At 73.0% G+C, this 20,715-nt stretch carries 16 protein-coding genes; 12 read left to right on the forward strand and 4 right to left on the reverse strand.

The window, feature by feature from the left end:
* The first annotated feature begins 104 nt into the window (after positions 1-104).
* Both FDO69_RS34525 and FDO69_RS34530 read left to right on the forward strand, forming a co-directional pair.
* Entirely contained in the window at positions 105-851 is a 747-nt protein-coding gene (locus tag FDO69_RS34525) for an MBL fold metallo-hydrolase (RefSeq protein ID WP_104786302.1), read from the forward strand.
* Between the two features lie 41 nt (positions 852-892).
* Positions 893-2,125: a DUF4032 domain-containing protein gene (locus FDO69_RS34530; RefSeq protein ID WP_104786304.1), complete on the forward strand. Its 1,233-nt coding sequence runs from the start codon at positions 893-895 to the stop codon at positions 2,123-2,125.
* Between the two features lie 13 nt (positions 2,126-2,138).
* On the opposite strand, the gene FDO69_RS34535 is transcribed toward FDO69_RS34530, so the two are convergent.
* The gene (locus FDO69_RS34535) at positions 2,139-3,020 is read right to left on the reverse strand and encodes a universal stress protein (RefSeq protein WP_104786307.1); all 882 of its coding nucleotides are present in this window, start codon (positions 3,018-3,020) and stop codon (positions 2,139-2,141) included.
* Positions 3,021-3,206: 186 nt separating this feature from the next.
* Between FDO69_RS34535 and FDO69_RS34540 the strand changes: the two genes are divergently transcribed.
* The 4 genes from FDO69_RS34540 to FDO69_RS34555 all read left to right on the forward strand — a co-directional run bounded on the left by FDO69_RS34540 (position 3,207) and on the right by FDO69_RS34555 (position 9,709).
* Positions 3,207-4,883, forward strand: a complete 1,677-nt coding sequence (locus FDO69_RS34540; RefSeq protein WP_104786309.1) for an NAD(P)/FAD-dependent oxidoreductase — start codon at positions 3,207-3,209, stop codon at positions 4,881-4,883.
* Positions 4,880-6,325 (forward strand): ATP-binding protein, encoded by a 1,446-nt coding sequence (locus tag FDO69_RS34545; RefSeq protein WP_104786312.1) that lies wholly within the window; start codon positions 4,880-4,882, stop codon positions 6,323-6,325. The genes FDO69_RS34540 and FDO69_RS34545 overlap by 4 nt, the downstream gene beginning before the upstream one ends.
* Entirely contained in the window at positions 6,322-6,675 is a 354-nt protein-coding gene (locus FDO69_RS34550; RefSeq protein ID WP_104786314.1) for a UBP-type zinc finger domain-containing protein, read from the forward strand. Before FDO69_RS34545 ends, FDO69_RS34550 begins: the two co-directional genes overlap by 4 nt.
* A 70-nt stretch (positions 6,676-6,745) precedes the next feature.
* Entirely contained in the window at positions 6,746-9,709 is a 2,964-nt protein-coding gene (locus tag FDO69_RS34555) for a helix-turn-helix transcriptional regulator (RefSeq protein ID WP_104786317.1), read from the forward strand.
* A gap of 116 nt (positions 9,710-9,825) precedes the next feature.
* On the opposite strand, the gene FDO69_RS34560 is transcribed toward FDO69_RS34555, so the two are convergent.
* On the reverse strand, positions 9,826-11,070 hold the full coding sequence (locus tag FDO69_RS34560; protein WP_104786320.1) for an SGNH/GDSL hydrolase family protein: 1,245 nt from the start codon (positions 11,068-11,070) through the stop codon (positions 9,826-9,828).
* Between the two features lie 210 nt (positions 11,071-11,280).
* On the opposite strand from FDO69_RS34560, the gene FDO69_RS34565 reads away from it, so the two are divergent.
* From FDO69_RS34565 to FDO69_RS34585, 5 genes are all read left to right on the forward strand, one after another.
* On the forward strand, positions 11,281-11,958 hold the full coding sequence (locus FDO69_RS34565) for an AIM24 family protein (protein ID WP_104786322.1): 678 nt from the start codon (positions 11,281-11,283) through the stop codon (positions 11,956-11,958).
* Between the two features lie 172 nt (positions 11,959-12,130).
* Positions 12,131-13,186 (forward strand): tetratricopeptide repeat protein, encoded by a 1,056-nt coding sequence (locus tag FDO69_RS34570; protein WP_104786325.1) that lies wholly within the window; start codon positions 12,131-12,133, stop codon positions 13,184-13,186.
* A gap of 131 nt (positions 13,187-13,317) precedes the next feature.
* Positions 13,318-14,412 carry a polyprenyl synthetase family protein gene (locus tag FDO69_RS34575; protein WP_104786552.1) on the forward strand — a complete coding sequence of 365 codons (1,095 nt, stop codon included), beginning with the start codon at positions 13,318-13,320 and terminating at the stop codon, positions 14,410-14,412.
* A gap of 141 nt (positions 14,413-14,553) precedes the next feature.
* Entirely contained in the window at positions 14,554-15,513 is a 960-nt protein-coding gene (locus FDO69_RS34580; RefSeq protein WP_104786327.1) for a threonine/serine dehydratase family protein, read from the forward strand.
* A gap of 340 nt (positions 15,514-15,853) precedes the next feature.
* The gene (locus FDO69_RS34585; RefSeq protein WP_104786554.1) at positions 15,854-17,512 is read left to right on the forward strand and encodes a serine/threonine protein kinase; all 1,659 of its coding nucleotides are present in this window, start codon (positions 15,854-15,856) and stop codon (positions 17,510-17,512) included.
* Here FDO69_RS34585 and FDO69_RS34590 read toward each other — a convergent pair.
* A complete protein-coding gene (locus FDO69_RS34590; RefSeq protein ID WP_104786330.1) occupies positions 17,504-18,955 on the reverse strand; it encodes a serine hydrolase domain-containing protein in 1,452 nt (483 codons plus the stop codon). The two genes, FDO69_RS34585 and FDO69_RS34590, sit on opposite strands and share 9 nt — an antisense overlap.
* A 72-nt stretch (positions 18,956-19,027) precedes the next feature.
* Here FDO69_RS34590 and FDO69_RS34595 point away from each other — a divergent pair, with 72 nt between their 5' ends.
* Positions 19,028-19,999, forward strand: coding sequence for an LLM class F420-dependent oxidoreductase (locus FDO69_RS34595; protein ID WP_104786333.1), 972 nt, complete (start codon positions 19,028-19,030; stop codon positions 19,997-19,999).
* Here the strand turns inward: FDO69_RS34595 and FDO69_RS34600 are convergent.
* The gene (locus FDO69_RS34600) at positions 19,896-20,591 is read right to left on the reverse strand and encodes a hypothetical protein (protein ID WP_104786336.1); all 696 of its coding nucleotides are present in this window, start codon (positions 20,589-20,591) and stop codon (positions 19,896-19,898) included. The genes FDO69_RS34595 and FDO69_RS34600 overlap by 104 nt on opposite strands.
* Positions 20,592-20,715 lie beyond the last annotated feature (124 nt).

A 20,715-nucleotide genomic window follows, 5' to 3' on the forward strand; every position in this document is an offset into this window, starting at 1 on the left:
AGCACTCCCCCCTTGGGGCGGACCCGGCGATTCCGAACGCCACCGCGTCTGCTTTTCTTCTCCCGTCGGGCCGGTAGCGGAAACCACACAGGGGCAGGGCGATCATGCGGGCGGACGTACAGCACGTCGCGGACGGCACCTACCTGGTGCACGGCTCCAGCACCAACTGGGTGATCCTCAAGGAAGGGGACGCCGTCACGCTGGTCGACACCGGCTACCCCGGCGACCGGGAGCGGGTCCTAGCCTCGCTCGCGCAGGTGGGCAGCGCCCCGGAGGCGGTGGAGGCCGTGCTGATCACGCACGCGCACAACGACCACCTGGGATCCGCCGAGTACCTGAGCGCCACCCACGGCACCCCCGTGCTGCTGCACGAGGCCGAAGTGCCGCACGCACGCCGGGACTTCCTGCACCAGGTGACCATCGGGACGGTGCTGAGGAACGGCTGGCGGCCGGGAGTGCTGCCGTGGGCGGTGCACGCACTGCGCTCGGGCGGCACGGCAGACGTGCCCGTCACCGCTCCCCGTGCGTTTCCGACGGCCGGCGCCCTGGACCTGCCCGGGCGGCCGGTCCCGGTGCACACGCCGGGTCACACCGACGGGCACTGCGCCTACCACCTGCCCGGCACCGGTGCGCTGATCTCCGGGGACGCCCTGGTCAGCGGGCACCCCACGGCACGCATCGAGGGGCCGCAGCTGCTGCCGGACATGTTCCACCACGAGCGGCCACGGGCCCTGGCCTCGCTGGACGTCCTGGCGGAGCTGGAGGGCGAGCTGCTGCTCCCCGGGCACGGGCCGGTCCACCGCGGGCCGGTGCGGGACGCCGCCCTCCGGGCCCGGGAACGGGCCCTCTAATCTGATGTGACGATCGGCGGCGAGACAAGGACACCCGGCCCATGGCACTGCAGATCAGCGCGACCAACCCGGAGCATCCCGCGCTCCTGCTCGAACTGCCGTGGGACGTGCCTCTGGAGGAGTGGCCGGAGGAGTACCTGGTGCCGCTGCCGCGCGGCATCTCCCGGCACGTGGTGCGCTACTCCCGGGCCGGCGAGGAGGTGATCGCCGTCAAGGAGCTGGCGGAGCGCCCGGCGCTGCGCGAGTACGACATGCTGCGCGACCTGGACCGGCTCGGCATCCCGTCGGTGGACCCGCTGGCCGTGGTCACCGGCCGCACCGACGCGAGTGGTGCCCCGTTGGAGAGCGTCCTGGTCACTAGGCACCTGGGCGGCTCGATGCCGTACCGCTCGATGTTCGAGACGACCATGCGCCCGGCCACCATGCACCGGCTCATGGACGCGCTCGCCGTGCTGCTGGTGCGGCTGCACCTGGCCGGGTTCGCCTGGGGCGACTGCTCGCTGTCCAACACCCTCTTCCGGCGCGACGCGGGCGCCTACGCCGCGTACCTGGTGGACGCCGAGACCGGTGACCTGCATCCGCAGCTCAGCGCCGGGCAGCGGGACTACGACCTCGATCTCGCCCGGGTGAACATCAGCGGGGAGCTGCTGGACCTGGAGGCGTCCGGGGCGCTGCACCCGTCGGTGGACCCGATCGAGTTCGGCATGGAGATCTGCGCCCGCTATAGCGGCCTGTGGGACGAGCTGACCCGGGCGTCCGTCTACCCGGCGGGCAAGTACCACTACATCGAACGCCGGATCCGCCGCCTGAACGACCTCGGGTTCGACGTCGCCGAGATGCAGATCGAGCACGCCTCGAACGGCGACACGGTCAGCTTCGTGCCCAAGGTCGTCGACGCGGGCCACCACCAGCGGCAGTTGCTGCGTCTGACCGGTCTTGACACGGAGGAGAACCAGGCCCGTCGGCTGCTGAACGACCTGGAGAGCTGGATGGCGACCCAGGACGACTACGCGCCGGGTGATCCCCTGGGAGCCCGCCCCGAAGTCCTCGCCCACCGCTGGGTCCGCGAGGTCTTCCGGCCGACCGTGCGGGCCGTGCCCCTCGAACTGCGCGGCGCCATGGACCCGGCGGAGATCTACCACCAGCTCCTCGAACACCGCTGGTACATGTCCGAGCGGGCCCAGCACGACATCGGCCTCGACGCGGTGGTCGAGGACTACATCGAGAACATCCTGCCCAAGGCCAGAAAGACACTGCAGCCGACGGCGGAGTGAGGGGCCGGGGGCCTCACACGGGCGGCACCACCGCCACCGGGCAGTCGGCGTGGTGCAGCATCCCGTGCGCCACCGAGCCGATGCGCGCCCCGACTGCCGTGCGGTGGGCCCGGCGGCCCACGACCATCAGCTGGGCCGTCCCGGCCACCGACAGCAGCACCTGACTCGCACTGCCCATCTCCACGTGCTCCTCGACCGGCACGTCGGGGAAGCGCTCCCGGAACGGCCGGACCGCGGCGGCCAGGCTCTTGCGCTCGTACGGCTCCAGGCCCCCGGCCTCGTCGAGGAGTTTCAGCGAGCCCGGGCTGTAGGCGAAGACGGGCGGCAGGCTCCAGGCCCGTACGACCCGCACGGTCGCCCCCCGCGCGGTGGCCGTCTCGAAGGCGAAGCGCAGCGCGTCGGCGCTGTCCTCCGGGTCGCCCTGCTGACCCACGACGATCTCCCGCCCGGCGGCCTCGGACGAGGGCCGGTCGCCGGCCCGGACCAGCACCACGGGCCGGACGGCCTCGGCGATCACCTGCTGACCGATCGAGCCGAGCAGGAATCCGACGATGCGGCCGTACCCGCGCGAGCCGAGGACCAGCATCTCGGCGTCGGCCGCGGCGGCGACCAGGGTGTCGGCCACCGCACCCTCGATGACATCGGTGGTCACCGCGAGATCCGGGTGCTGTTCGGTGACGGTCCCGACGGCCTCGCTCACCGCGCTGTGCACCCACTCGGCCTGGCTGTCCGCGTCCGTGGCGACCGCTGTCTCGATCAGCTCGGGCGTCTGGACCCGCCAGGCGTGCACCACGCGCAGCGGCCGGTCGCGCCGGACGGCCTCCCGCGCCGCCCAGGCGAGGGCCGCGAGGCTCTCCTGCGATCCGTCGACCCCTGCGGTGATCGGGCGTGTCATCCGGCTGCCTCCCTGGGAGTGGTCACTGTGCCGCCCAGTCTTCACCACCGCAGCCGGTGCCCCGGGCCGTCGGAGCCGATCTCCGTATCGGAGCGCCGCGCGGCGATCGAACATACGATGGGCGGAGGTCGGCGCGGTGCCCCGGGGACGCCGTGCCGGGAGTCGACCGCCCGGTGTGGGGGACGTATGGCACAGGCCGCCGATTCGGCGCGGACCGTCATCATGACCGTGGACGACGACCCGGGTGTCTCCCGGGCCGTGGCCCGGGACCTGAGGCGGCGGTACGGCGCGTCGTACCGGATCGTGCGGGCGGAGTCGGGCGCGTCCGCGCTGGACGCGCTGCGGGAGCTGAAACTGCGCGGTGATCTCGTGGCCGTGATCCTGGCCGACTACCGGATGCCGCAGATGAACGGCATCGAGTTCCTCGAACAGGCCCTCGACGTCTACCCGGGCGCGCGGCGCGTGCTGCTGACCGCGTACGCGGACACGAACGCCGCGATCGACGCGATCAACGTCGTCGACCTCGACCACTATCTGCTGAAGCCGTGGGACCCGCCCGAGGAGAAGCTGTACCCGGTCCTCGACGACCTGCTCCAGGCCTGGCGGACCAGCGACTTCCGGCCCGTGCCCAGCACCAAGGTCGTGGGCCACCGGTGGTCGTCGCGCTCTTCGGACGTGCGGGAGTTCCTGGCCCGCAACCAGGTGCCCTACCGCTGGTACTCCTCCGACGAGCCGGAGGGTCGGCGGCTGCTGGCCGCGGCCGGCGAGGACGGGCTGCGGCTGCCGGTGGTGATCACACCGGACGGGACACCGCTGGTCGAGCCGGAGGCCGTCGACCTCGCCGCCCGCGTCGGGCTGGCGACGACGCCGACGGCCGACTTCTACGACCTGGTCGTCATCGGCGGCGGCCCGGCGGGGCTCGGCGCGGCCGTCTACGGTGCCTCCGAGGGGTTGCGGACCGTGCTGGTGGAGCGGTCGGCGACCGGCGGGCAGGCGGGTCAGAGCTCGCGCATCGAGAACTACCTCGGCTTCCCCGACGGCGTGTCGGGGGCGCAGCTCACCGACCGGGCCCGGCGGCAGGCGGCGAAGTTCGGCGCCGAGATCCTCACCGCGCGCGAGGTGACGGCACTGGAGGTCAACGGCGCCGCCCGGGTTGTACGGTTCTCCGACGGCTCGGCGGTGGCGGCGCACAGCGTGATCCTGGCGACCGGGGTGTCCTACCGTCAGCTGGCGGCACCCGGGTGCGAGGAACTGACCGGTTGCGGGGTGTACTACGGGTCGGCCCTGACGGAGGCGCCCTCCTGCCAGGACCAGGACGTGTACATCGTCGGCGGCGCCAACTCCGCAGGACAGGCGGCGATGTACCTGTCCCGGGGCGCCAAGTCGGTGACGCTGCTGGTGCGCGGCGAGTCACTGACGGCGTCGATGTCGCACTACCTGATCCAGCAGATCGAGGAGTCGCCCAACATCCAGGTCCGGGCCCGCACGGTCGTCGAGTCCGCGCACGGCGACGGCCGGCTGGAGCGGCTGACCCTGCGGGACGTGGACAGCGGGCAGACCGAACAGGTCGACGCGCAGTGGGTGTTCGTGTTCATCGGCGCCGCCCCGCTGACCGACTGGCTGGACGGGACGGTGCTGCGGGACGAGCGCGGGTTCATCCTGGCCGGGCCCGACCTGAGCGCCGACGGCCGGCCCCCGCAGGACTGGGAGCTGGACCGGCCGCCGTACCACCTGGAGACCAATGTGCCCGGCGTGTTCGTGGCGGGCGACGCCCGCTCGGAGTCCGCGAAGCGGGTCGCGTCCGCCGTCGGAGAGGGAGCCATGGCCGTCATGCTCGTCCACCGGTATCTGGAGCAGTCGTGAGCGGGCGGTCCGTGCCCTGCAACCCGCAGGAGATCGGGGCGCTGTTCCTGTTCGAGAAGCTCACACCCGAGCAGCTCGGCAGGCTGTGCAGCGAGGGGCGGGTGGAGCGGTTCGAGCCCGGGCCGGTGTACACCGAGGGCGAGCCCGCGACCTGCTTCTACGTGATGCTCGACGGCACGGTGGTGCTGTACCGCCGGGTCGGCGGGGACGACGTGGAGGTGACCCGGACCTCGCAGCGCGGGGTGTACGCGGGGTCCATGCAGGCGTATCTGGGCGACCGGGTGCGGCAGGTCTACAACAACTCCATGCGTGTCACGGAGCCGACGCGGTTCTTCGTGCTGCCCGCCGACACCTTCGCGGACATCATGCAGGAGTGGTTCCCGATGGCGGTGCATCTGCTGGAGGGGCTGTTCTTCGGTTCGAAGAGCACCCAGCGGGCCATCGGGCAGCGCGAACGGCTGCTGGCGCTGGGCTCGTTGTCGGCGGGGCTCACGCACGAGCTCAACAACCCCGCCGCTGCGGCCGTACGGGCGACGGCCACCCTGCGGGAGCGGGTCGGCAAGATGCGCCACAAGCTGGCGATCATCGCGCAGGGGTCGTACTCCCCCGAGGTCATGGCGAACCTCATCGACATCCAGGAGCGCACGGCCGAGCGGGTCGCGAAGGCACCCGCGCTGAGTCCGCTGGAGGCGTCCGACCGGGAGGACGCCGTGACCGACTGGCTGGACGACCAGGGCATCGAGGAGGGCTGGCGGATCGCGCCCACCTTCGTCCAGGCCGGCCTCGACGTGGACTGGCTGGACCAGGTCGCGGCGGCGGTGGACGAGGACATCCTGCCCAGCGCGATCGGGTGGCTCAACTACACCGTCGAGACCGAGCTGCTGATGGACGAGATCAACGACTCGACCACCCGCATCTCGCACCTCGTGGACGCGGCGAAGCAGTACTCGCAGCTCGATCGCGCGCCCTTCCAGAACGCCGACGTGCACGAACTCCTCGACTCGACCCTGCTGATGCTGTCGGGCAAGATCGGCAAGCAGATCAAGGTCGTCAAGGACTACGACCGAACGCTGCCGAGGATCCCCGCGTACCCCGCGGAGCTCAACCAGGTGTGGACGAACCTCATCGACAACGCGGTCGCGGCGATGAACAGCGCGGGCGGGGAGGGGACGCTGACCGTGCGGACGGCCGCGGAACACGACCGGCTGCTGGTGGAGTTCGCCGACACGGGCGTCGGCATCCCGGCACAGGACCGGGAGCGGATCTTCGATCCCTTCTTCACCACCAAACCGGTGGGCGAGGGGACCGGACTGGGGCTCGACATCTCCTGGCGGATCGTGGTCAACAAGCACCATGGCAGCATCCGGGTGGAGTCGGAGCCCGGGGACACACGGTTCCAGGTACTGCTGCCGCTGACAGCGGTCGAGGAGGAGTCTGCATGAGTGGCGAGAACGGGATCGACCCGACCGCGCGGCCCAGCGGCAGCGGGTGCGCCGAGTGTGACGCGGCCGGGGGCTGGTGGTTCCATCTGCGGCGGTGTGCGCAGTGCGGGCACGTGGGGTGTTGTGACAGTTCGCCGGCGAAGCACGCGACGGGGCATTTCCGGGAGACCGGGCATCCGTTCGTGCAGAGCTTCGAGCCGGGTGAGGACTGGTACTGGAACTACGAGACGAACGAGTTGTACGAGGGTGGGCCGGAGCTGTCGGAGCCGGTGAGTCATCCTGCCGATCAGCCCACACCGGGGCCCGCGGGGCGGGTGCCGGCTGACTGGGCGAAGGTCTTGCGCGCCTAGGAGATGGGCGCCTGCTGTCCGGGGGCGCTGCGGGTCGTGGGTCGATCGCGCCACGCCGCCCAGCCGCACCATGTCGACCTCCCGCGCTGGTGAAGAGAAAGTTGGTTCTGTGCAGCAGGCGTCATCGGCCACGCCCGTCGTCGGGCGGGATGCCGAACTCACCCGCCTCTGCGGGGTACTGGAGCGTGCGCGCGGTGGTGAGGCCCGCGCCGTGCTGATCGCCGGGGACGCCGGGGTCGGCAAGACCCGGGTGCTCGACGAGGTCGGGAGGCAGGCCGCCGCGGCGGGCATGACCGTGTTCACCGGACACTGTGTGGATCTCGGCGACGTCGGGCTGCCCTACCTCCCGTTCACCGAGATCCTGGGGGTGCTGGCCGCCGATGAGCGGTTCGCCTGCGCTCTCGCCGCTCATCCCGTGGTCGAGCGGCTGCTGGGGGCCGGGACCGGTTCCGTGGGGGACGTGGACGGTCGGCTGCGGCTGTTCGAGGGCATGGCGGGGCTGCTGACCGAGGTCGCGGAGGTCGTGCCGCTGCTGCTCGTCCTGGAGGATCTGCACTGGGCGGACCAGTCGTCGCGGGACCTGCTGCGGTTCCTGCTGGGCCGGGGCGTGCTCCGGCACCGGCTGGCGGTGTTCGCCTCGTACCGGGCCGACGACCTGCACCGCCGGCATCCGCTGCGGCCGCTCCTGGCGGAGCTGGTACGACTGCCCCTCGTCGAGCGGATGGAACTGCGACCGCTGGCCGATCCCGACGTGGACCGGCTGGTGCGGGCCCTGGAGCCCCGGCCGCTGCCGGACGCCACGGTGCGGCGGATCGTGGAGCGGGCCGAGGGGAACGCCTTCTACGCGGAGGAGTTGCTCGCCGCCACCGACACCGAGTCGGGTGGTGTGCCCAGTGGACTCGCCGATGTGCTGCTGATCCGTTTCGAGCAGCTCTCCGAGTTGGCGCAGCAGGTGCTGCGGACCGCTTCGGTCGCCGGGCGCCGGGTGGAACACGACCTGCTGCGGGAGGCGGCCGGGCTGCCGGAGGCGGAGCTGGAGTCGGCGCTGCGGGAGGCGGTGGGCCGGCAGCTGCTCGTGGCCGGCGAGGGGGACACGTACTCGTTCCGGCACGCGCTCGCCCGCGAGGCCGTCTACGCCGATCTGCTGCCCGGGGAGCGGGCGAGGCTGCACGGCGCGTTCGCACGGCTGCTCGCCGGTCGCGGACGTGCCGAGAGCGCCGCCGAGCGTGCCCACCACTACCGGGAGAGCCACGACCTCCCCGAGGCGCTGGCCACATCGCTGGAGGCCGCCGATCACGCCCGGCGGGTCGGTGCGCCGGCCGAGGAACAACGGCATCTCGAAGCGGCCCTGGACCTGTGGACGGCGGTCGGTCCCGAGGCCCGGCCCCCGGGCGTCGAACGGGTGACGCTGATGCTGCGTGCCTCGGCGGCGGCCGCGCATGCCGGGGAACTGCACCGGGCGGTGTCCCTCGCCCGGTCCGCGCTGGCCGGACTCGGCCAGGACGCCGAGTCCGAACTCGCCGCGCGGGTCCGCTACACCCTCGCCGGGAACCTGCTGAGCGTGGACAGCCTGACGGCGGCGTTCGCCTACAGCAGCGAAGCCCTGGCGATGATCCCGGAGGAGCCTCCGTCCCCGACGTGGGTGTGGGCGGCGGCCACCCATGTCCTGGCGGCTCGCCACGTCGGGGAGAACGAGACCGCGCTCGAGGTGGCCCGCCGGGCCCTGGGGGTGGCGGAGCGGCTGCGGGTGACCGACGCCCAGGCGGACCTGCTGATCTCGCTGGCCGTTTTCGACGGCGAGGGGCGGCGCGGCCTTGCGGGCCGGCAGTTGCTGGTCAAAGCCCGGGAGCTGGCCCGGAGTTCGGGCAACGCGCCCGTGGAGCTGCGCGCCCTGTTCAACCTGGCCATGGGCTGTTACGAGTCCGGTGCCCTGGCGGAGTGCGTGCCCTGGCTGACGGAGGGCCTGGACCGGGCCCGGCGCGCCGGGCTGCTGTCGTCGACGTACCCGCTGGAGATGCGGTACCTGCGGCTGCTGGTGTTGAACGTGCTGGGCCGCTGGGACGAGTGTGTGCGCGCGGCGGCGGCCGACGCCGACGTGCTGCCGGCCGCGGGCGGGTACACGATGGGTCCCGCGCTGTACGTGACGCTCGCGCGCGGTGACTTCGCGGCGGCCGACCGCGCGCGTGCCCTGCTGGAGGGGCCGTTCGACTGGATGGCCACCCTCGTCGCGGGCATCGTGCTCACCGACGCGGCGGCGCTGCGCCGGGACCCCGAGGACGCGGTGCGGTGGATGCGGGCGACGGTGTCGGGCCTCATCGACGAGTCGGGTACCCGCCCGGACGTCACGGTGCGGCTGGCCGCGCTGGCGCTGTCGGCGGTGGCCGACGCGGCGTCCGGACTGCGGTCGGCCGGTGACGAGGCCGGGGCCGGTCGCTGGACGGACACCGCGACCGAACTGGTGGAAGTGGCACGGGCGATGGCCGTCCGGGACGACGGCACGCCCCAGGGCCCCGAGGGGCAGGCGTGGCTGGCCCGGGCCGAGGCCGAGTGGATCCGGGCCGTGTCGGGGCCGGACGCGGCCGCCTGGGCGAGGGTGGTGACGGCGTTCGGCTACGGCGACGTCTACGAGCGGGCCCGGTGCCGGCTGCGGTACGCCGAGGCCCTGGTGACGGCCGGGCGGCGCGAGGAGGCGGCGTCCGAGGCCCGGGCGGTGCGGGAGACCGCGGACGACCTCGGCGCCACGCCGCTGCGCGAACAGGTGGACGACCTGATCCGTCGCGGCCGGCTGTCGGACGGGCCCGGCAGCGATGGCCGGGCCGCCGTCCTCACCGCGCGCGAGCAGGACGTGCTGCGGCTGCTCGCCCTCGGCCGCAGCAATCGGCAGATCGGCGAGGAGCTGTTCATCAGCGGCAAGACCGCGAGCGTCCACGTCTCCAACATCCTCGCCAAGGTGGGTGCGTCGAGCCGCGGCGAGGCCGTGGCGATCGCCTACCGCGAGGGCCTGATCGCCCCGGAGCCGACGACGTCCGGCTGACCGCCCGGGCAGCCGACCGAGGCGACGTGCGGCCGGGGACCCGTCGCTCGGCCCCTGCCGGGGCCACGGGGCATGGCACACGCAGCTGCCGCTTCGTCGCCGGTTGCCGACGGGCCCTAGCCGGCCCCGCAGTCGAGGCTGTTCAGGTCGACGGCGTCGGCCATCGCCCGCATCCCCTGGTCGTCGGGGTGCAGATGGTCGCCGCCGTCGAAGGCGGGGCGGATCCGCTCGGGGTCGTCGGGGCTGCGCAGGACGCGGTCGAAGTCGGCGACCGCGTCGAACTCGCCGCTGTCGCGGATGAAGGCGTTGACCTGCCGCCGCACCGCCTCCCCGGCGGGGTCCCACTCCTGCCAGCCCTTGTAGGGGGTGATCGTGGCTCCGACGACGCACTTCCCGGCCGCGTGCGCCCGGTCGATCAGCCTGCGGTACCCGGCGATCAGCCCGGCACCGGTGGCGCCGGGTTCGGCCTTGATGTCGTTGACGCCCTGGAAGAGGAACACCGTGCGCACACCCGGCAGCGAGAGTACGTCGCGCTGCACCCGGTTCATGGCACTCTGCCCGGGGCCGTCGAGGAGGACCTTGTTCGCGGCGATGCCCGCGTTGGCCACCCCCTCGACCCGGATGCCGGTGGACTCGCGCAGGCGGCGGGCCAGGAAGTCGGGCCAGCGGCGGTCCCGGTCGGTCGTGGAATGCCAGCCGTCGGTGATGGAGTCGCCGAGGGCGGCCACGGCGCCCGTCCTCTCACGAGGCCGTACGGTGACGGCGTCGAGATAGAACCAGGAGCCGGTCCGCTGCTTCCAGTGGGTCGCGCTTTCCTCGGCGGCGTGGTCGCCGACGGTCTTGTAGGACGTCTGCATCGCCAGCCAGTGTCCGGTGAGCGCGCCGCCCGCCCGGGGCACGTACATGCTGACGGCGAGGGTGCGCCCGGCCGGGACGCTGCCGGGCAGCGGGTCGCTGTAGACGATGCCGCCGGCGGGGACGGTGACGGAGCGGGCGCCGTCGAAGGTCAGACGCTTGTTGGTGCCGGGGACGAGTGCGGCACCGTCCCGTCGCAGGCCCGCGTGGACGTTGGCGAACGTCACCGGCTGGTCGCCGAAGGCGTTGGACAGTCGCACCCTGAGGCCGCTGCCGCCCACGCTGGTGCGCACCATCAGCCGGTAACCGCGGCCGTCGGCCGTCTCGCCCACGTGGGTGGCGGAGGAGGCCCAGGTGACCACGCTGGGCCCGGCCGCCCTCGGGGCGCTGGGCGGCGGGCTGGGGCGGCCCCCCTGAGGCACCGTGCCGGTCCCGCACCCCAGCGCGACGCAGCAGGTGAGGGCGGCCAGGGCGGCTGGGCAGCGGGGGCTTGCGGTGCGGGACATCGTCGGCGCTCCTTCGGCCGGTCGGGGCGTGTGCGGGCGGAGGTCGTCCCGGCGTACACACCGTAGTGGTGCGGTCGGCAGCGCTGTGCAGGTGGCCTCGACGGGCGTACCGTCCCTTGCGGGCGGTGAAGCGGCCTGAGCCGTGGGCGGGCGGAGCGGCCTTCCCGCGTGATCTTGGCGGAGGGAAACGCTCCGGGCGAGGATGCCGGTATGAAGGGTGACCTCTTTTCCAGTGAGCACATGGTGCAGCCGGCCGTAGCGCCGGGCATGACGGTCGAGAACGCCAAGTGCATCCGCTACACGGTGAACGGCGAAATGCTCGCCCGGCAGGGCGCGATGATCTCCTACCGCGGCAACCTCCAGTTCGAACGCAAGGGCCAGGGCGTGGGCGGCATGCTCAAGCGCGCGGTCACCGGGGAGGGGCTGCCGTTGATGGCGGTGCGCGGGCAGGGTGAGGCCTGGTTCGCGCACGAGGCGCAGAACTGTTTCGTCGTCGACGTCGAGCCCGGCGACGAGTTCACGGTCAACGGCCGCAACGTCCTGTGTTTCGACGCCACGTTGTCCTACCGCATCGCGACCGTGAAGGGCGCAGGCATGACCGGGGGCGGTCTGTTCAACAGCGTCTTCACGGGGCACGGCAAGCTGGGCCTGGTGTGCGAGGGCAATCCGCTCGTCATCCCGGTCTCGCCGCAGTACCCGGTGTACGTCGACACCGACGCGATCGTCGGCTGGACCGCGGGACTGCAGACCTCGCTGCACCGCTCGCAGTCCATCGGGTCGATGCTGCGCGGCGGCTCCGGCGAGGCCGTGCAACTGCTGCTCCAGGGCGAGGGGTACGTCGTCGTCCGGCCGAGCGAGGCGACACCGCACAAAGCCGGCCAGCACTGAACACCCATCAGGTGAACTACGTCTCACAGGCAACCCGCTCCGTTCCGCCGACGTCTTGATCGGCAACAGGTGCTGCCCTGGCCCTTGTGGCCAGGGCAGGTTTTCACCCCTCTATGCACACCATGTATACGCGCTATGTATAGATGGTGTGCATACGGACCGAAAGGCATCGATGTACGGCAAGGCATTCGCCCCGGAGTACCAGGGCGCGCTCACCACTCTGTCCGTCAACTCCTCCCTGACCGACGTCCTGGCCGCCGGTACCGAGCAGTTGAGAGCGGCCGAGAGCGCCGGACAGCCCGGGGAGGCGGCGCGTTCCGGACTCGCGGTGGCCGAGGCGCACCGCCGGCTGGGCCGGGTCGAGGACGCGGACCGGGCCTGGAAGGCGAGCTACCGCGCGGCCCGGCAGGCCGGGGACCTCGGGGCGATGGCCTGGGCGCTGTGGAGCGGCGGCACACTGGCCCGGCAGCGCGGCGCGCTCCGGCTGGCCCGCAGGCTGCTCCAGCTGGCTGCCGACCTCGGCGAACGCGGCGGGGACATCGTCGTCCGCGGCTACTCGCTGGCCGGGCTGGCCGAGACCGGCCGTATCCAGGGCGACTACGAGGCCGTCGGAAGACTGCACGAGCAGTTGCTCGCCGAGGCCCGGCGGCGCGGGGAGGCGCGGCACACGGTGTGGGCGCTGGAGGGCATCGCGCAGATGCACCGCAACACCGGCCGCTACGACTCGGCGTACGCGCTGTTCGAGGAGGCCGCTGAGATCGCCGCTCGTGCCGACGACCGCCGCGGCCACGCCTGGGCGCTGCGCGGGCTGGCCGATGTGGTGTCGGTGCGCGACCAGGACACCGAGCGGGCCCTGGAGCTGCTGACCGAGGCGGAGACGACGTGCCGTGCGATGCGGCTGTCCAGCGCGCTCGCCTACAACCACAAGATGCGCGGCAACGTCCTGTACCGGGCGGGGCGTTACGAGCAGGCGCGCGAGCTGTACGAGCAGGCGCTCGCGGAGTTCCGCGAGATGAGCGAGCCACGCGGGGAGGCACTCTCGCGGCTGGGACTCGCCAAGTCCCTGGCCCGTCTGGGCCGCGACCGTGAGGAGACGGCGGCCGAACTGGCCGACCTCGCGGGCCTGCTGGAGCACATCGGCCTGCAGCACGCCCGCCGGATGGTGGCCCGGGCCCACGAGGAACTCGGCATACCGTCGACCGAGCAGACGACGGGGGCGGCCCTGTGACGGCGTTGCCGACGACGGTGGAGACAGCTCGGAGGAACGCCACGACGGCACCGGCCCCGGTCACCCAGGCGCCGCCGTCCCGGGAGGCCGGACAGGCGGCGCACCAGGACGCGACGGCACCGGCCCCGGCCATCGCGCGGCCGTCACGGCAGGACACGGCGACCGAGGCACCCGCCACCACACGGACCGCACGACGGGGCGAGTCGCACGATCGCGCGGTCGGCGCCCGCGCTGTCCCCGCGGTTGTCGACCGCTGCCGCGCCCTGGTCCGGCCCGCCCTGGAGGAAGCCGTGGGGCGGCTGCACCCCTGGGTGGGCGAGATGGCCGCGTACTCCTTCGGCTGGTGCGAGGTCGGAGGTGCTCCGGCCGTGGCCTCCGGCGGCAAGGGCGTGCGGCAGGCGCTCGCGGTGCTCGGCGCGGAGGCGGCCGGTGCGCCGGGCCGGGCCGGCGTGGCCGCGGCTGTCGCGGTGGAACTGGTGCACACCTTCTCCCTGCTGCACGACGACATCATGGACGGCGACGCGGACCGGCGCCGCCGCCCGACCGTGTGGAGGGCCTACGGCACGGGGCCGGCGGTACTGGCGGGCGACGCCCTGTTCGCCCTGGCCGTCGAGACGCTGGCCGCGCAGCCCGGCGGTGCCGCCGGTGTGCGCACGCTGTCCGTGGCGCTGGGTGACCTGGTGCGCGGGCAGGCGGACGACCTGCTGTTCGCCGACCGCCCGTGGACCGGCCCGGAGCGGGTACGGCCCGACGAATACCGGGCGATGGCGGAGCACAAGACGGGCGCGCTGCTGGGCTGCGCGGCGGCGCTCGGTGCCGTGCTCGGCGGTGTCCGCCCCGAGACGGCCGCCGCGCTCGACCGGGCGGGCAGGCACCTGGGGGTCGCGTTCCAGATCGTCGACGACGTGCTGGGCATCTGGGGGGACCCCGGCGTCACCGGCAAACCGGTCCACGGTGATCTGCGCGAGCGGAAGAAGACGTTCCCGGTGCTGGTGGCGCTCGGCTCCCCGATGGGCGGCCGGATCGCCGCACTCCTGGAGTCGGGTGCGGCGACCGACACGGCGGCCGCGCTCATCGAGGAGGCGGGCGGCCGCGCCGCGGCCATGGCCGAGGCCCGCCGGCACCTCGCCGCCGTCGAGACCTCACTCGCCGGAGCTCCGTTGGCGGCGGAAGCCGCCCGGGACCTGCGGTCGCTGCTGGAGTACCTGGTGCGGCGCGACGTCTGAACCGCCGGGCTCGGGTGTGTCCGTCGCGACACGGGGCAGGGACACAGGGCAGGCCCGCGCACCGCTTTGACCTCGGCCCCCTCGGCGCGTCAGGGTTCGATACGGCGCGTTCCGCGACCCCGCGCCGGAAGGACGACCGCCATGATCGGCATGCCGGAGATCGAAGCCGCGGCCGGGCGCATCGCCGGGCACGTCGTGCGCACCCCGACCGTGGACAGCCCGGGGCTGTCGGCGCTGCTCGGTGCACCGGTCACCGTGAAACTCGAACTGCTGCAGCGCACCGGCTCGTTCAAGGCGCGCGGGGCGGCGGCGAAGCTGCTGTCGCTGGGCGAGACCGAACGGGCCGCCGGGGTCGTGGCGGTCAGCGGCGGCAACCACGGCATCGCCGTCGCGGTCATGGCAGCGGCCCTCGATGTGAAGGCCACGGTGGTGATGCCCCGCTCGGCACCCGCCCGTGCCGTGGAGATCGCGGAGGAGGCCGGTGCGTCGGTGCGGCTGACCGAGGACATGGACGGCGCGTTCGCGCTCATGGCCCGGCTTCAGCAGGAGGGCCTGACCCTGGTCCATCCCTTCGACGACCCCGCGGTGATCGCGGGACAGGGCACGGTCGGGCTGGAGTTCGCCGCCGACGCCGGCGAACTCACGGACGTGCTCGTGAGCATCGGGGGCGGCGGCCTGATCGCCGGTGTCGCCGCCGCGCTGCGGGCGCGCCGGCCCGGTGTTCGGGTGTGGGGCGTGGAGACCGAGGGCGCCCAGGCCATGTCCGAGGCATTGTCGTCGGGCGGCCCGCGGCCGGTCGCCCTGTCGTCGATCGTCTCCACCCTCAGCGCCCCGTCCGTGTCACGGCTCACGTACGACCATGTCTGCGCCCTGGTCACCGAGGTCCTCGTGGTCCCGGACCGGGAGGCCGTGCAGGGCGTGCTGGACCTGGCCGACCACGCCAAGGTGTGGGCCGAACCGGCAGCCGGCTGCCTGCTGCCCGCGGCCCGGCAGGTCCTGGAACGGGTGGGCGACGGGGCGCGGCTCGGTCTGGTGGTGTGCGGGGGCAACGCGACGACGGACGACGTGTTCGCCTGGTCGCGTCGCTTCGGACTGCGCTGACGTTCCGGCCCCTCCGGAGAATCCGTCGCGAAATTCATCGGAGGGCTCCGAGTTCAGACGTAGTACACCTTCGCATTTACCGGCGGTTACCACCAGGCCGGGCGCGAATTCGCGAATCAGCGGGCCGCGGCGGCCGAATTCCTCGCGCCCGCCGCACCCGGGGCTGCCGAGGTGAGCCGCGCCCGGGCCCGCGAAAGACCCTCTTTCTTCGCACACTTGCTCCCACCCTTTGAACAAAAGACAGGAACAGGCACGGAGTTGCGATCCGTTTGAACGCAGGCCGCCTCACTCCCCGTACTTCTGGAAAAGGTGAGAGCCAGGTTTCCAGCGAGGGATGGCCATGGGCAGGGCGCACGTCTCCACACACCAGTTGGTCGCCGGCCGGTACCGGCTGCTCGAGATCATTCATCGCGAGACCAACCGCATCTGCTGGTACGCCGAGGACACCGGGGCCGGCGAGATCTCCCGCCCGTGCCTCGTGACCCAGATCGGGCTTCCGGAGGACTCGCACGGGGCCGAGCGCCGGTCCGCCGCCCGCCTGCTGCGCACGACCGAGAACATGGCGCTGCTGTGCCCCGGCCGGATCGCCGCGGCCGTCGACGCCGTCGAGGAGGCCGGCGCCCTGTGGACCGTCAGCGAGTGGATCGACGGCACCCCACTCGGTGAACTCCTCTCCGAGCAGGGCACGTTCAACTACGTGCGGGCGGCGCGGATCGGCCTGGAGCTGCTCGAAGTGCTGGACGCCGCGCACGCCGAGGGCATCACGCACGGCGAGCTCAGCCCCGGCCAGGTGTTCGTGCGCGAGGATCACTCGGTCGTCGTCACCGGCTTCGGCCTGGCGGGCGCGACCCTCGCTCCCCGGCTGACGGCACCCGCTTTCGCCTCCCCGGAGCAGGCCCGTGACCAGCGCATCGGCCCCGCGGCCGACCTGTGGGCGCTGGGCGCGATCCTCTACACGGCGGTCGAGGGGCGCCCGCCCTTCCGGGACCGGGGGCGCCCGGAGAACACCTTGAAGGGCGTGGACCGGCTTCCGCTGCGCACACCGGTGCGCGCCGGGCCGCTCACCCAGGTCGTGCAGGGTCTGCTCCGCAAGGACTCACGAGAGCGGCTGACCCGCCCGGTGGTGCGTGAGGCGCTGACCCGCGCTCTCAGCGAGGACCCCGAGGCCGCCCTGGCCGCGGCACCGGCCCCGCGGCTGCGCGGCGCCTACGCCGCGGTGCGGACCGGCAACCCGGCGTGGAGCAGACGCACCATGGTGGCGGGAACGGCCCTGGCCGTCGTCACCGTGGCGGTCGCCGTGCTCGCCGCGACCCAGGGGCTGCCCGGCACGGACGGCGGCAGCGACGCGGCCGAATCGCCGGCCCGGCCGCCGGCCTCCGCCGCCACTCCGGGCGAGGGCACCGGCGGCGACAGTGCGGAACCCTCCGGGGCGCCCAGCCCGCCCGAGTCCCCCTCCCCCACACCCACTCCGTCCTCCCCGCCGCCCAAGCCGACCCCCACTCCCCCACGCACACCCTCCTCCCCGGCCACGGCCCTGCCGCCCGGGTTCCAGCGCTATCAGGCGGCGGAGGGCTTCTCCGTCGCGCTGCCGAAGGGTTTCGAACGGCTGGACACCGACCGTGACGGCGAGGTGTACCGGGTCGTCTTCGGCGCCGAGGACGACGACCGCACGCTGGCCGTCACCTACAGCGACCGGGCGGGCCCGGACCCCGTCGTCGTATGGCGGGACGACGTCGAACCCAACCTCAAACAGGCCGACGGCTACGACCGGATCGGCGCGATCCGCGCGACGACGTACCAGGGCCGTAAGGCCGCCGACATGGAGTGGACCGCCTACGTCCACGGCACCCGGGTGCACACCTACGGCCGGGGCTTCCTGCTCGGCGGGGGCCGGAGCTTCTCGCTGCGCTGGACCACACCGGAAGCCGACTGGGACAAGGCCGCCAACCAGGAGGCGTTGCGCACCTTCTTCAAGACCTTCCGGCCTGACTCAGACTGACCGGCGCGGGGCGCGCAGGACGGTGAGGGGGCCGGCGGGCAGTGGCGGGGTGCGCCACTGCGCGATGAGCGACCCCTCCGCGAGGGAGCAGGTCAGCGCCAGACGGTGCGGGGTCTCCAGGAACACCACGTCCAGGGCCAGCGTGCCCCCATCGGTCCAGCCGCCGCTGACCGCGGTCGGGAAGGGCCTTTCGTCGACCGTCCAGCCCTCCCCCGCGATACGCAGGTCCAGCCGGTCCGGACGGTCCGGCCGGTCCCCCGCTCCGGTGAGGGTGAGCGTCCAGCCGTCGGTGTCCCGGGTGAGCCCGGCCGAGCGGACCGGTCCGGCCGCTTCGGAGGGCGTGAACGCGGCGGCTGCCCAGTCCCGCTCGCGGCCAGGGGGCACGGAACGGCCCGGGACGGGCGGCAGCGCGAGCCGGCCGAGGCGCTCCAGCAGCTCCGCGTCGGCGGTCTCGCGGCCGGTCAGCGGCTCAGGGCCGAAGGCGGGCAGCAGATGCTTCCAGACCAGGTTCAGGTACTCCTGCATCCGCTCGGTCGCCGAGGTCGCGGCAATCACCACGTCGTGCTCCGGCAGCACCAGGCAGAACTGGCCGAACGCGCCGTCGCCCCGGTAGCCGTGCCGGGACGTCCAGAACTGGTAGCCGTAGCCCTGGTCCCAGTCCTGCTGGTCCACGTCTCCCATCACGCCGGCGGTCGGTGTGCGCGGGTGCGAGGCCCGGGCCGCCCATCCTTCGGGCAGCAGCCGCTCGCCCTCCCAGAGCCCGTCGCGCAGATACAGCTGTCCGAGCCGGGCGATCGCGTCGGTGGTGGCGTGCAGGCCGCTGAAGCCGAGCTCGCGGCCGGTGCGGTCCCACGACCAGGCCACCTCACCGATACCCAGCGGATCCAGCAGCCGCGGCCGCAGGTACGCGGTGAGCGGCTGCCCCGTCACTCGCTGGACGATCGCGGCGAGCGTGTAGGTGGCGGGCTGGTTGTAGGCGAAGACGGTGCCCGGGTCGGCGTCCGGGGGCAGCAGCAGGAACTGCCGGACGGGCTCGGAGACGTGCCGCCCGAAGACCTCGTCGACGGTGTCGCGCCGGTGGCCGCTCGCCATGGACGCCACGTGCCGTACCCGCATGGCCCGGCTGCGCGGGTCGGTGATGTCGGCCTCGAACTCCGGGAAGTACGAGATCACGGGTGCGTCGAAGTCGAGCAGCCCCTCGGCCTCGGCCAGCGCCGCGGCGGTCGCGGTGAAGCTCTTGCTGAGCGAGTACAGCAGGTGCAGGCGTTCGGCGGTGTACGGCGCCCACCAGCCGGCGGCGACCAGCCGCCCGTGCCGCATGATCATCAGACTGTGCGGCTCGATCTCGGGGGCGGCTTCGAGGGCGTCGAGAAAGGCGTGCACACCGAAGGCGTCGACGCCCTGTGCGGCGGGAGCGGAGGAGGGCAGGGTGGAGACGCTCATGCATGCATCCTGCACCCGTCGGCGACCTTGATCGAGCCGTTTTCAAGTCCTCTGTCAGGGGACTCGCCGGTTATGGTGCAAATCGGATACACGATGATGACCGAACAGGCCGGCCCCCGAGAGCTCGTCGACCACGTGGTGCGGGCCGAGGAGGCGGGCTTCGACTTCTCGGTGACCTCTGACCACTACTTCCCGTGGCTGCGCTCGCAGGGCCATTCGCCCTACGCGTGGGCCGTGCTCGGTGCGGCGGCCCAGGCCACGTCACGTATCCCCCTGATGACGTATGTGACGTGTCCGACGTTCCGCTACCACCCGGCGGTGGTGGCGCAGAAGGCGGCGACGCTGCAGTTGCTGTCCGAGGGCCGGTTCCGGCTGGGACTGGGCTCGGGCGAGAACCTCAACGAGCACGTGGTGGGCGGCGGCTGGCCGTCGGTCGACGTGCGGCACGAGATGTTCGAGGAGGCCGTGGAGATCATCCGCGCGCTCTTCAAGGGCGGCCACGTCAACCATCGCGGCACGCACTTCGACGTGGAGTCGGCCCGGCTGTGGGACCTGCCGGACGAGGCGCCGCCCATCGGCATCGCCGTCTCCGGGGAGCGGTCCTGCGAACTCGCGGGCCGGCTCGGCGACCTGGTCATCGCCACCGAGCCCAAGGCCGGGCTGCTGGAGTCGTTCGACCGGCACGGCGGCGAGGGCAAGCCCCGCGTCGGCCAGCTGCCGGTCTGCTACGACCCCGACCGGGACGCGGCCGTCGAGCGGGCCCACTCCCAGTTCCGCTGGTTCGGCAGCGGCTGGAAGGTCAACTCGGAGCTGCCGCACCCCGACTCCTTCGACGCGGCCACCCAGTTCGTCAGGCAGGACGACGTCGCCGACGCGATCCCGTGCGGTGACGACCCGGACGCGTTCGTCGAGGCCGTCCGCCCGTACGCCGAGGCCGGGTTCACCGAGGTCGCCCTGGTCCAGATCGGCGGCGAGTCGCAGCCGGCGTACCTGGACTGGTCGGAGAAGACCCTGCTGCCCGCGCTGCGCGACGCGTTCGGCTGAAGCCCTCGGCCAGCGCCTCCACCACCTGCTCGACCAGTTGAGCCCTCCGCCCCGGGGGGCTCTTCTTGACGAGCGCGCTGATCCGTTGGGCCTGCTCGGTCGTGGGCAGGAAGCCCGTCAGCAGCAGGGGCAGCAGCAGGCGCCGGACGAGCACTTCGCTGTCAGAGCTGACCTGCGGTCTGCGCACCACCGAGACGTTGACCCGGATCGCGTGCTCGTTCCCGGGCGGGACGCCCGGCCGGTCCGTCTCGATGGCGGCGTAGCGGTAACCGTGCGCCCGGTCGCAGGCCGGGCAGCCGGCCGGGCCGCGGGTGAGCCGGTCGCCGCAGTCGGGGCACCTGAGCCGGTCGAGAGCGGCGTCCACCAGCCGCCAGTCGTGCCGGTCGGGTTCGGCGGCGACCATCTCGGCCAGGGTCCGCTCCTGGTCGCCGCCCGCCGTGGTGTCCCACTGCCGCAGGAAGGCGGCCCACTCCCCCTCGACGATGCCGTCCACCAGGTCACGGCAGACGGCACAGGCGGGGGCGCCGCCGTACGCGTACCCGCCGCACTCCGCACAGCGGCGCAGTGCCTCGCCCTCCCCTGTTCGCACCATGCCGGACATCCTCGCGCACCCCCGCCCGGGGGCGACAACGGTTTTCGGGCGGGCCGTGTGGGCGGTGAACGGCGAGGTCAGAGGGTGCCGCTAGGCTTCCGTCCGCACCTTGCGCCATCCGTTC

This window comes from Streptomyces tibetensis (assembly GCF_007655005.1).
GTDB lineage: Bacteria > Actinomycetota > Actinomycetes > Streptomycetales > Streptomycetaceae > Streptomyces > Streptomyces tibetensis.

Excerpts from the sequence above, each read along its gene's own strand:
- FDO69_RS34525 (WP_104786302.1), top strand. The coding sequence starts at position 105 with ATGCGGGCGGACGTACAGCACGTCGCGGACGGCACCTACCTGGTGCAC.
- FDO69_RS34530 (WP_104786304.1), top strand. The coding sequence starts at position 893 with ATGGCACTGCAGATCAGCGCGACCAACCCGGAGCATCCCGCGCTCCTG.
- FDO69_RS34535 (WP_104786307.1), bottom strand. The coding sequence starts at position 3,020 with ATGACACGCCCGATCACCGCAGGGGTCGACGGATCGCAGGAGAGCCTC.
- FDO69_RS34540 (WP_104786309.1), top strand. The coding sequence starts at position 3,207 with ATGGCACAGGCCGCCGATTCGGCGCGGACCGTCATCATGACCGTGGAC.
- FDO69_RS34550 (WP_104786314.1), top strand. The coding sequence starts at position 6,322 with ATGAGTGGCGAGAACGGGATCGACCCGACCGCGCGGCCCAGCGGCAGC.
- FDO69_RS34555 (WP_104786317.1), top strand. The coding sequence starts at position 6,746 with ATGTCGACCTCCCGCGCTGGTGAAGAGAAAGTTGGTTCTGTGCAGCAG.
- FDO69_RS34560 (WP_104786320.1), bottom strand. The coding sequence starts at position 11,070 with ATGTCCCGCACCGCAAGCCCCCGCTGCCCAGCCGCCCTGGCCGCCCTC.
- FDO69_RS34565 (WP_104786322.1), top strand. The coding sequence starts at position 11,281 with ATGAAGGGTGACCTCTTTTCCAGTGAGCACATGGTGCAGCCGGCCGTA.
- FDO69_RS34570 (WP_104786325.1), top strand. The coding sequence starts at position 12,131 with ATGTACGGCAAGGCATTCGCCCCGGAGTACCAGGGCGCGCTCACCACT.
- FDO69_RS34580 (WP_104786327.1), top strand. The coding sequence starts at position 14,554 with ATGATCGGCATGCCGGAGATCGAAGCCGCGGCCGGGCGCATCGCCGGG.
- FDO69_RS34585 (WP_104786554.1), top strand. The coding sequence starts at position 15,854 with ATGGGCAGGGCGCACGTCTCCACACACCAGTTGGTCGCCGGCCGGTAC.
- FDO69_RS34590 (WP_104786330.1), bottom strand. The coding sequence starts at position 18,955 with ATGAGCGTCTCCACCCTGCCCTCCTCCGCTCCCGCCGCACAGGGCGTC.
- FDO69_RS34595 (WP_104786333.1), top strand. The coding sequence starts at position 19,028 with ATGGTGCAAATCGGATACACGATGATGACCGAACAGGCCGGCCCCCGA.
- FDO69_RS34600 (WP_104786336.1), bottom strand. The coding sequence starts at position 20,591 with ATGGTGCGAACAGGGGAGGGCGAGGCACTGCGCCGCTGTGCGGAGTGC.